Source organism: Arthrobacter sp., from assembly GCF_031988865.1.
GTDB lineage: Bacteria > Actinomycetota > Actinomycetes > Actinomycetales > Micrococcaceae > Arthrobacter_B.
Window position 1 is genome coordinate 1 of the sequence record NZ_DALZXY010000063.1, and the last position, 10,779, is coordinate 10,779.

The 10,779-nt window shown below is 66.4% G+C and carries 11 protein-coding genes and 1 pseudogene; 6 read left to right on the forward strand and 6 right to left on the reverse strand.

The features are described from left to right. The 4 genes and pseudogenes from RTN46_RS11730 to RTN46_RS11745 form a co-directional block, all read left to right on the forward strand. A partial coding sequence (locus tag RTN46_RS11730) for a hypothetical protein (protein ID WP_312181572.1) occupies positions 1-233 on the forward strand: 233 nt, incomplete at its 5' end. Between the two features lie 232 nt (positions 234-465). After that, on the forward strand, positions 466-1,446 hold the full coding sequence (locus tag RTN46_RS11735) for an ATP-binding cassette domain-containing protein (RefSeq protein WP_312181574.1): 981 nt from the start codon (positions 466-468) through the stop codon (positions 1,444-1,446). Continuing rightward, positions 1,443-2,120, forward strand: a pseudogene (locus tag RTN46_RS11740) (methionine ABC transporter permease); the annotation flags it as partial. The gene RTN46_RS11735 and the pseudogene RTN46_RS11740, both read left to right, overlap by 4 nt. A gap of 257 nt (positions 2,121-2,377) precedes the next feature. Then, positions 2,378-3,217: a MetQ/NlpA family ABC transporter substrate-binding protein gene (locus tag RTN46_RS11745; protein WP_312181577.1), complete on the forward strand. Its 840-nt coding sequence runs from the start codon at positions 2,378-2,380 to the stop codon at positions 3,215-3,217. A gap of 71 nt (positions 3,218-3,288) precedes the next feature. Here the strand turns inward: RTN46_RS11745 and RTN46_RS11750 are convergent, their stop codons facing one another. The 3 genes from RTN46_RS11750 to RTN46_RS11760 form a co-directional block, all read right to left on the reverse strand. Beyond that, positions 3,289-3,795, reverse strand: a complete 507-nt coding sequence (locus RTN46_RS11750) for a MarR family transcriptional regulator (protein WP_312181580.1) — start codon at positions 3,793-3,795, stop codon at positions 3,289-3,291. Between the two features lie 2 nt (positions 3,796-3,797). After that, positions 3,798-4,541 (reverse strand): SDR family NAD(P)-dependent oxidoreductase, encoded by a 744-nt coding sequence (locus tag RTN46_RS11755; RefSeq protein WP_312181582.1) that lies wholly within the window; start codon positions 4,539-4,541, stop codon positions 3,798-3,800. A 115-nt stretch (positions 4,542-4,656) separates the two neighbouring features. After that, positions 4,657-5,601, reverse strand: coding sequence for an FUSC family protein (locus tag RTN46_RS11760; RefSeq protein ID WP_312181584.1), 945 nt, complete (start codon positions 5,599-5,601; stop codon positions 4,657-4,659). 229 nt (positions 5,602-5,830) lie between these two features. Between RTN46_RS11760 and RTN46_RS11765 the strand changes: the two genes are divergently transcribed. After that, positions 5,831-6,775 carry an ABC transporter ATP-binding protein gene (locus tag RTN46_RS11765; protein ID WP_312181586.1) on the forward strand — a complete coding sequence of 315 codons (945 nt, stop codon included), beginning with the start codon at positions 5,831-5,833 and terminating at the stop codon, positions 6,773-6,775. Further along, a complete protein-coding gene (locus RTN46_RS11770) occupies positions 6,772-7,590 on the forward strand; it encodes an ABC transporter permease subunit (RefSeq protein WP_312181588.1) in 819 nt (272 codons plus the stop codon). The genes RTN46_RS11765 and RTN46_RS11770 overlap by 4 nt, the downstream gene beginning before the upstream one ends. Positions 7,591-7,702: 112 nt before the next feature. Here RTN46_RS11770 and hemL read toward each other — a convergent pair whose 3' ends face one another. From hemL to RTN46_RS11785, 3 genes are all read right to left on the reverse strand, one after another. Then, positions 7,703-9,019 (reverse strand): glutamate-1-semialdehyde 2,1-aminomutase, encoded by a 1,317-nt coding sequence (gene hemL, locus RTN46_RS11775; RefSeq protein WP_312181590.1) that lies wholly within the window; start codon positions 9,017-9,019, stop codon positions 7,703-7,705. Continuing rightward, positions 9,019-10,002, reverse strand: a complete 984-nt coding sequence (gene hemB / locus RTN46_RS11780) for a porphobilinogen synthase (RefSeq protein WP_312181592.1) — start codon at positions 10,000-10,002, stop codon at positions 9,019-9,021. The genes hemL and hemB overlap by 1 nt, the downstream gene beginning before the upstream one ends. Then, the coding region (locus RTN46_RS11785; protein WP_312181594.1) for a uroporphyrinogen-III synthase at positions 9,999-10,779 on the reverse strand (781 nt) is incomplete at its 5' end. The genes hemB and RTN46_RS11785, both read right to left, overlap by 4 nt.

A 10,779-nucleotide genomic window follows, 5' to 3' on the forward strand; every position in this document is an offset into this window, starting at 1 on the left:
CAGCCGCCGTCGCACCCGGAGCCCCCGCAGCCGCAGCCGCCGTCGCACCCGAAGCCCCCGCAGCCGCTGACCCGGTGCCGGCATCCTCCCGGCCGGCGGCGGAACTCTCCGAACCCGCACTGTTTTCACTTCCACCCCAGGAGGCACCGGTTTCGGTGTCCGTCCAGCTGGCGGAGGAGCCGGACGGCCAGCTGGTGCTGGACCTGTCCGCGGACAGCTTCGCCGGGGCCTGAGGACCGCCCCGGATTTCCGCCTGCGGGACTGCCCCAAGTAAGATGAGGTAGTTAATGCAGTGTCAGGCGCTGATGGCGCCCGGGCGCGGCCGATCGTTCCCCCTTGGAGCCGGTTGCGCGCCCCGTGTCACGTGATTGGCAGGCACTCCTCCCAGAGCCGGGTTTGCGGCGTGCCGCCGCGCTGACGGCTCCTGCCCCGCATGTCCCCCACACGATGCAGACACGAGGATGAATGATCACAGTTACCGACCTGCGAAAGGTCTACCGCCAGGGTGCCCGGGAAGTAGTTGCCCTGGACGGTGTCAGCATGAGCGTGCCCAAGGGCTCCATCCACGGCATCATCGGACATTCCGGTGCCGGGAAATCGACCCTTGTCCGCTGCCTCACGCTGCTTGACCGCCCGTCGTCGGGAACTGTCACGATCGACGGCCGGGAGCTGACGAACGTGAAGGACTCTGAGATCCGACTGGCCCGCCGCCGGATCGGGATGGTGTTCCAGCACGCCAACCTGATGGATTCACGCACCGCGGCTGCCAACATCGCCCACCCGCTCGAACTGGTCGGGACTCCGAAGCGGGACATCGACGCACGGGTTCATGAGCTCCTCGCCCTGGTCGGGCTGGACCAGTTCGCCGAGGCCTACCCCGCCCAGCTCTCCGGCGGCCAGAAACAGCGCGTGGGAATTGCCCGGGCACTGGCCGCGCACCCGGATGTGCTGCTCTGCGACGAGCCCACTTCAGCGCTCGATCCGCGCACCACGGACGAGATCCTGGACCTCATCTCGGAACTGACGCACCGGCTCGGGCTGACAGTGTTGATCATCACCCACGAAATGAACGTAGTGAAGCGGATCTGCGACTCTGTCTCCCTCCTCGAGGCAGGCCGGGTCGTGGAGCACGGAGCCCTGCAGGACGTCGCCGCACACCTCGGCGGACGGCTCGCCAAGGCCCTGATCCCCCTTCCGCCCACTCCTCCGGTTCCTGGCGGTCCCGTCGTGGAGCTGCTGATGGTCGGTGAACACGCCACCGAACCGGTTCTCTCCGGGCTCACCCGGCGGTTCGACACCGACGTCAATGTACTCGCCGGCAGCGTTGAAACCCTGGCCGGTAAACGGTTCGGACGCCTGCGCGTCCAACTCGACGAAAGCATCGACATGGACGCGGTCAGCAACTACCTGGCCGCCCAGGGCGTAGCAGTGGAGGTCACGGCATGAACCTGTTCGAAGAACTGGCCAACAACCCCGGCATCACCAAGGCCCTACCGGAAGCGGTGGCTGACACCCTGCTGATGGTTGGGGTCTCGGGCTTCTTCACGCTGCTGATTGGCCTGCCCCTGGGAATCTTCCTGCACACGAGCGCGTCCGGCGGCCTGCGTCCGATGCCGGTGACCAACCGGATCCTCTCCGACATCATCGTGAACATCACCCGCTCCATTCCGTTCGCGATCCTGATGGTTATCCTCATTCCCTTCTCGCGACTGGTCACCGGTTCCTCGATCGGCCCGCTGGCGGCCTGCGTACCGCTGAGCATCGGGACCATTCCCTTCTTCGCCCGCCTGGTTGAAACCGCGCTTCGGGACGTTGCCGGCGGAAAGATCGACGCTGCCCTGGTGATGGGGTCGACGCGTATGCAGGTCATCCGCAAGGTTCTGATGCCCGAGGCACTCCCCGGGCTGATCGCCGCGCTGACCACCACCTTGGTCACGCTGGTCGGGTACTCAGCCATGGCCGGCATCATCGGCGGCGGCGGGTTGGGCCGGCTGGCTTACAACTATGGAGTCCAGCGCTTCGACACCACAGTGATGGTCGTAACGATCGTCATCATCGTGGCCATCGTGCAGATCATCCAGCTGGCGGGAGATTTCGCTGCCCGCCGGGTGGACCACCGCTCCGCGGCCGGCCACCGGCGTCGACGCCGCCCTGGAACCGTCCCGGCCGCTGCTGCGCCCGCGCCGGTTGCTGCCCGCACCGCGGGCGAAGAGCAGCGGGACGACGCACGGACCAGGGCCTGACCGAGGCTTCCGCCTCCTATTACTTCCTGCCCCGCACCCAGGTGCGGGGCAGGGCTTGCAGCCAGTAGCCGCTAGCTGCATTACAGCCCGGCCAGGGTTTGCCCTGGCCGGACACTTGAAAGGAAACGCATCCGATGCGGAAAGCATTTTCATTTGTGGCCACCGGCGTGGCCGCGGCTCTGGCGCTGACGGCTTGCGGGGGTTCTGAATCCTCCTCCAGCGCTGTAGAGAGCCTCGATCCTGCCAACCCTGTCACGCTGACGGTGGGCGCCAGCCCCCAGCCGCACGGAGTCATCCTGGAATACGTCGCCGATAATCTGGCGGCGGACGCCGGGCTCGAACTCGACATCGTCCCGTTCGATGACTACGTGACTCCGAACATCTCGTTGGACGACGGCTCGATCGACGCCAACTACTTCCAGCACCTGTCCTATTTGGAAGCCCAGACCGAGAGCCAGGGCTACGACTTTGAGCACGGCGAAGGCATCCACATCGAGCCGTATGCCATCTTCAGCGAAAAGCACCAGGACATCTCCGACGTCGCTGACGGCGCCCGGGTAGCCGTCACGAATGACCCCTCCAACCAGGCCCGTGCCCTGATGCTGCTCGAAGAGGCCGGACTCCTGAAGGACATCGACGACGACGCCTCGGTCATTTCCCTGACCGATGAGCAGAACCCGAAGAACCTGGATTTCGCCGAGAACCAGGCTGAACTCCTCGTCAACGACCTGTCCGATCCCACGGTGGACCTGGCAATCATCAACGGCAACTACATCCTGGATGCCGGCCTGAACACCGACGACGCCCTGCTGGTCGAGTCGCTCGAGAACAACCCGTACGCGAACCTGCTCGCCTGGAAGACCGGCAGCAAGGACGCACGGATCGAGAAGCTCGAAGAACTCCTGCACTCCCCCGAGGTCAAGGCCTTCATCGAAGAGCAGTGGCCCAACGGCGACGTCACCGCCGCCTTCTAGCACTGGTTAAGAAACCATGCCCCGCATCCTTGACGGATGCGGGGCATGGTTTGTTTAGGGCGTCGTCAGGTTCAGTCACCATCCGCCGGCGGCGGGAACGCCGCCGCGTTCGGCGCGTCCCTCAAGGCTGCGCTTACGCGGCCCGTTTCATTCTCGAAGCGGGCCAGAAGCCGCACCAGGTCGGTGCGGTCCTCGGCGCTCCAGCCTTCGAGGAGATCATCGACCAGGGAGTTTCCAGACCGGCGCAGCGCTTCCCCAGCCTGCTCACCCGCCTCGGTAAGGACCACCAGGGAGGCCCGGGAATCCAACGGGTCCCGGGAACGGCCAACTAGGCCCGCCTGTTCAAGGCGGGCGGTGATCTTGGAGATGTTGGAGGCTCCGGTGACCATCCGCTCCCCCAGCGCCGAGGGACGCTGCGGGCCGGAGTTGTTCAGGATGGTGAGCAGCGTCAGAGCACCGGGATCCAGCACTACGCCCTCGCGTGCTGCTACCGCGGTAGTGAAGTCCGGTGCCGTCCACTGCGCCAGGAGCCCGTTAAGGACCTCGATCAACACCGCATTCTGCTCTGCTGTACCCATGGTTAGGCTTCGGTTCCACCGTCTACGCGGAGCACGACGCCGGTGATGAAGTTGGCCTCTTCGGAGAGCAGGAAGGCGGTGGCGTTGGCAATGTCCTCCGGCTGGCCCAGGCGCTTCATCGGGATTTCCGCGGCGTAACCGGCCTTGGCCTCGGCAGGCAGGGAGGCCAGGGCAGCAGTCTCAATCGCGCCCGGGGCCACTGCATTGACGCGGATGCCCTGCTCAGCGCCTTCCTTGGCGACACTGCGGGTCAGGGAAACCACCCCGTGCTTTGCCGCTCCGTAGGGGGTCAGCTGCGGGGTGGCGCTGATGCCGGCCAGCGAGGCGATGTTCACGATGGAGCCGTGCCCCTGCTTCGTGAAGTGGGCCATCTGGGCCTGCAGCGACAGGAAGGTGCCGCGCAGGGTCACATTGATGCTGCGGTCCCATTCAGCGGCGGAGATGTCCTGGACGGGCTTGGGCATGGCGCCCAAACCTGCGTTATTCACTGCCAAGTCGAGCCGGCCGAAGGACTCCAGGGCGAAGGGAATCAGGGAATTGACCTCGTCGGCGTCGGCGACGTTGGCGTGCTTGTAGGCAGCCCGGCCGCCGGCGGCCTCGATGAGTGCAACGGTTTCGGCCCCGGCCTCGTCGTTAACGTCCGAGACGACAATTGCGGCACCATCTGCGGCCAGCCGCAGTGCGATGGCGCGGCCGATTCCGGCTCCGGCGGCGGTAACAAGTGCTGCTTGGTTCTCAAAAAGCATGGAAATTCTGTTCTCCTTGGATGAGATTTACTGTCCTTAGGACAGCTTATACCCGCTGAAATGGCCAGCGGACCACCGGCCATAGGACCAGCCCGTCCGGCGGCCAGCCTCGGCCTCAGCTATCGGCAGCCTCACGCCGGGAGTCCCAGCGCCGGAGCAGCAGGGCGACCAGCACCGCCACGGTAAACCCGATTGCCGTGAATATGACCCGCTCCACAGTCAGCTCGAAGCCGCGCTCGATATCCCCGAGGGAGGCGAAGATCAACAGCATCGGCGTCAGGGCCAGCGCCTGCATCAGATACGCCCCTCCCATGGAGTACCAGACCAGGACGAACAGGCACAGCACGGCAACAATCAGGGCACCCCAGAAGGGGAGGAAGATCACGGCCAGCAGGGCCACGACGGCGCCCAGAAAAGTGCCGATGAGCCGCCCGTTCAGGGTCTCGCGGCGCTGGTCGGGCAGCGGCCGCAGCGCCATCAGTACGGTCACGGCGATCCAGTAGCCGTGGGGAATCTCATTCGCCAGGCTCCAGAACATAACCGCGGCGCACAAAAGGCCCACGGCGATGCCGTGCTCCCAGGCAGTACGTTTGTCCACCGGGAGGGTCGGGGCCTGGAACTTCAGCAGGCGGGTGATCAGGGCGCCGGCCGCGCCGCCGGCCAGGATCCACAAGACCGCGGACCACCAGCTGAGGTCGATGGGGCCCGGGCCAAAGAGGATCACCATGATCGGGGCGAGGGAAAGCAGTCCGGCGGAGCGCTGGTTGGAGACCGCGGACAGGATGGCGGAGATAAAGATAAGCACCGAGATGGCCCACGGCGTTGACCCGGCCCATGAGGCCAGTCCGCCAAGGACCGCCCCCACGACCATCAGCAGTGCGGCCTGGCGCGGCCGGCTTACCGGAGTGACTGCCATGCCGAGTCCCACGGCCAACCCGAATCCCATACTGGCCGAGGCACCTCCCAGGACGCTCACGATCGCGGAGGGAATCAGGATTGCGACTAGGAGCTTGAGCGTCGTTGGCAGCGTTCCCGGTTGGGGACGGCTAAAAATCACCATGTGTTGTTTTACCTTTGCGTGCATTGGCCCGGCTGCAGGAGCCCGGCTGTAAGACGGATGTGGTGGGGAGAGAAACCACCCTACGGGCGGGGCAGGCCTCGATTTCTCATCGGACCGGCATTATTCTCAGGGCACGAATCACCCCCGAAAGTCCGCCGTATCTGCTACATCTGCAGGAACTTGGGCGTCTAACCGGCACCCAAACCTCCTGAACTTTTAAGGGAGCCCCATGCCGCCAGCAATCGAGACGCGGGCACTGACCAAGCGCTACGGGGCCAACATGGCCCTGGCTTCATTGGACCTCGTTGTCGAACCCGGGACCGTCTTCGGCCTGATCGGCCCGAACGGATCCGGAAAAACCACCACCCTGCGCCTACTGCTCGACATCATTCGCCCGACGTCGGGGACCGCCGCCGTCCTCGGACTGTCCCCCCGTTCCGGCGGCGCAGCGCTGCGCCGCCGCATTGGGTTCATCCCCGGGGATCTTCGGTTGAGCGGGCGCATCCACGGCGGGACGCTTCTGCACCACTTCGCCGACATCAGCTCCCCGGTTCCCGCCGGCAGAATCGAGTCGCTGGCTGAGCGTCTTGGGCTCGATCTGTCGCAGACGGTACGCACCCTTTCCAAGGGCAACCGGCAGAAGCTTGGTCTGGTCCAGGCTTTTATGCATGATCCGGACCTGTTGATCCTCGACGAGCCGACCAGCGGGCTCGATCTGCTGGTACAGCGCGAATTCCTGGACCTGGTGCGCGAGGCACGGGCAGCGGGACGCACCGTCCTGCTCAGTTCGCACGTGCTCAGTGAAATCCAGCAGGCTGCGGACGTAGTGGCAGTTCTCTCCCAGGGACGGGTCGTGGCGCAGGGGGACGTAGCCTCCCTGCGCCTCAACCGCCTGCGGCACGTCCGGGCATCCGTGTCCGGCACCGATCCTGCGGGGCTGCGCGATGATCTTGTTCGCACTGCCGGGCTACAAGGGACGGTGACCTCCCAAGACGGAACACTGCACATCCAGGGCACCCTCGAAGGCGGCGTCGATCCCTTCATCAAGGTTCTTGCCGGTTACCGGGTCCTGGACTTGTCGGTGGAAGAGCCTGACCTCGAAGAATCCGTCCTCAGTCTCTACGGCAGGCCCGTGGAGTCTGCGGAATCGGATGGGCGGAAGGCACAGCAATGACCGCCGGGAAAGTCCTCGTCCCTCGCCCGCTGCCTGTCTTCCGCCGTGCGGTACTGGATACCTGGCGGTCCACGCTCGGCTGGACCATCGCCCTGACTGCTGCCCTGCTGCTGTACCTGCCGCTCTACCCCTCCATGAATGGGGCGGACATGCGCAACCTCATCGAGGGCCTCCCGCCGGAATTAGTGAGCGCCCTGGGCTACGAGAACATATTTTCTGGACCGGGCTACGTGCAGAGTGTGTTCTTCGGGCTCCTCGGTTTTGTCTTTATCACCATTGCCGCCGTGTCCTGGGGGTCGACGGCGATTGCCGGCGCCGAGGAGTCGGGCAGCCTGGAGCTGATCCTGTCCCACGGGGTAGGCCGGACGCAGTATGCCCTGGAATCCGCGCTTGGCCTGTTTGTCCGGCTCCTGTGGTTCGCGGTGTACACGACAGGCCTCATCATGATCCTCAATGCCCCGTCCCAGCTGGATCTGGATCCCGTGAATATCGTGGCAGCCGAAGCGGCCTGGCTTGGCCTGGGCGTCCTGGCCGGAAGCGTCGCACTGGCCGCAGGCGCGGTCACGGGCCGCCGCACGGTGGCCCTGGGCATCGGAGCTGCAGTGGCGGCGTACGGGTATGTGCTGAATGCCTTGGCCAACCAGGATCCGGATTTGTCCTGGCTCCGCAACATCTCACCCTATTCATGGGCTTACCGGAACACTCCCCTGGCGGAAGGCTTTGACGGGCCCGGACTGCTCCTTTTGGCGGCGGCCTGTGCCGTGTTCACGGCAGCGGCAGTCCTGGCCCTGCGGCGGAAGGATGTGCTGGGTTAGCTGCGCCGGGGTGGTCCTGGCTTCAGCGGTCCTGGCTTAAATACAGCGGCCAGGCCCCCGGAGGAACCTGGCCGCTGCTGCTTCGTTGGGTACCAGCGCTTAAGGCGGATTTCTACGGCTTCGCCGCAGCAGCTGCCTTGGCCGCTGCCGGAAGCGCGGCCAAAATCCGATCCATCGCGGCGTCGTCGTGCGCGCCGGAGAGGAACCAGGCTTCGAAGACGGACGGCGGCAGGTAGACCCCGGAGTCCAGCATGGAGTGGAAGAACGGCTTGAAGCGGAACGCGTCCTGGGCCAGCGCGTCGGCGTAGTTGTGCACGCCGTGCTCGGCGGTGCCGAAGGCGATGCTGAACAGGTTGCCGGCCCGCTGGATGCTGTGGTTTACGCCTTCCGCAGCGAACGCATCGGAAACGGCCTGCGAGAGCTGCGCCGAGCGGGCATCGATGTTGGCGTACACCTCGGGCGTTGCCGCGGTCAGAGTTGCAACGCCGGCAGCCATGGCGATCGGGTTCCCGGAAAGGGTGCCGGCCTGGTAGACCGGTCCGAGCGGCGCCAGGTAGTCCATGACCTCGGCGCGGCCGCCAAGGGCTGCCACCGGCATACCGCCGCCGATGACCTTGCCGAAGGTGTACAGGTCCGGCGTCCAGCCTTCCTTGGCGCCGGTCAGGCCCCAGTATCCGGCCGGCGAGGTGCGGAAGCCGGTGAGCACCTCGTCGAGGATCAGCAGTGCACCGTGGGCGGTCGTGATGCGGGACAGGGCTGCGTTGAAGCCTTCCGCCGGGGTGACTACGCCCATGTTGGCCGGGGCTGCCTCAGTAATCACGGCGGCGATGTTCGCGCCGTGCTCGGCGAAGGCTGCTTCCACGGCAGCTACGTCGTTGTAAGGAAGCACCAGGGTCTCCGCGGCGGTCGCTTCGGTGACACCGGCGGAACCGGGCAGCGCCAGGGTGGCGACGCCGGACCCGGCGGAGGCCAGCAGCCCGTCCAGGTGGCCGTGGTAGCAGCCGGCAAATTTGATGACCAGGTTCCGGCCGGTGAAACCGCGGGCCAGACGCACCGCCGTCATGGTGGCTTCCGTGCCGGTGGAGACCATCCGAAGGCGTTCCACGGGCTTTACCCGGTCCATGACCAGGGCGGCGAGGTCCGCTTCGGCCGGGGTGGAGGCCCCGAAGGAGAGTCCCCGGTCCACGGCTGAGTGAACGGCGGCCAGCACATCCGGGTGCGAGTGTCCGACCAGGGCCGGGCCCCAGGAGCAGACCAGGTCGACGTATTCGCGTCCCTCGGAGTCGGTGACGTACGGGCCCTTGGCCGAGACCAGGAAGCGCGGTGTCCCGCCCACGGAGCCAAAGGCACGCACGGGTGAGTTAACGCCGCCGGGCATCAGGGCACGGGCACGGTCGTAGAGCTCTTCGGAGGAGACTGTCTGGGTCATTACTTGCTTTCTTTCAGCCAGGCAGCCAGCTCGGCGGCCCAGTACGTAAGGATGATGTTGGCTCCGGCACGCTTGATGCCGAGGACGGATTCTTCAATGGCGCGGCGACGGTCGATCCAGCCGTTGGCGGCCGCAGCTTCGATCATCGCGTATTCGCCGGAGATCTGGTATGCCGCGACGGGGACCGGGGACATGGCAGCAACGTCGGCCAGGATGTCCAGGTAGCTCATGGCGGGCTTCACCATCACCATGTCCGCGCCCTCTTCGAGGTCCAGTTCGACCTCGAGCAGCGCTTCGCGGCGGTTCGCCGCGTCCATCTGGTAGGTGCGGCGGTCACCCTTGAGCTGGGAATCCACGGCTTCACGGAACGGCCCGTAGAACGCCGAGGCGTATTTGGCCGCATAGGCGATGACGGAGACGTCCTGGAATCCGGCGTCGTCCAGTGCCTGCCGGATCACCGCAACCTGGCCGTCCATCATGCCGGACGGGCCCAGCACGTGGGCCCCGGCGCGGGCCTGCTCCACGGCCATGCGGCCATAGATTTCGAGTGTGGTGTCATTGTCCACGACCCCGTGTTCGTCCAGTACACCGCAGTGTCCGTGGTCGGTGAATTCGTCCAGGCAGACGTCGCTCATGATCACCAGGTCATCGCCGACTTCGGCGCGGACGTCGGCGATCGCCTTGTTCAGGACTCCGTCCGGGTCCGTTCCGGCGCTGCCGGCGGCATCACGGACAGCGGGAATGCCAAAGAGCATTATGCCGCCGACGCCGAGCTCCACGGCCTCTGCCGCGGCCCGCTTGAGCGTCTCGGTAGTGTGCTGGACGACGCCGGGCATCGAGGTGATGGGATTCGGCTCGGTCAGGCCCTCCCGGATAAACGCGGGGAGCACGAGTTCGGCCGGGTCGAGGCGGAATTCAGCGGTCATCCGGCGCATTGCCGGAGTCGTCCGCAGCCGGCGGGGGCGGTGCTGGGGGAAGCTCATGGTTGCGTTCTGCCTTCCGGTGGAGGGTGGTGGGAAATCCGGTGGGCGGCCTGTGCCGCTTCGACGGCGTCGGCAATTCCTGCCGGCGTGGGTTCGGAGGCGGTTGCCCCCGGCGGGTGGCCGAGTTCACGGAGCTGGCGCGCCGTGGGTTCCCCGATGGCCACGGTCACCGCGGCCCCGGGGACCAGCGCGTCCCGGACAAACCGCCGCGCCGTGCTCGGAGAGGTGACGACGACGGCGTGCGGTGCCGGCAGCGCCCCGGTGCCAGCAGGCACGGCCCAACGGCGGTACTGCTCCGGGCTGAACAGGGCAGGGCTGGGCTGGTCGGGACTGGGCTGGGCCCCCTCGATCTGCACCCCAGGGCCCGATGCATCCGGCTCCAGGCGCGATGCTGCCGGCGCCGGATAATCAACAGTCTGGTAAGCGGTAACCGCCTGCACGTCCCAGCCGGCGTCGGCCAGGGCGGTGCGCAGGAACGGGTCCGCGATATCGGCCTGCGGCAGCAGCAGCCGGTTCCGGCCGGTTCCGGCGGTGGGCCAGGCGGCGGCCAGTCCGCGCGCGGACTGGTCAGTCTGCGGCACCAGGTCGGCGTCGAGGCCCCTGCCGGACAGCGCCTGCCGGGTTCCGGAGCCAACAGCGGCCACCCGGGTGCCGGAGGCCAGCTGGGACAGGGTACGTCCGGACGCCGCGGCGAATCGTTCCAGCGCCCGGACGGTTGTTGCCGAGGTGAAGATGATCCAGTCGAAGGCCCCCTCCCCCAGTTCCCGCAGTCCGGCG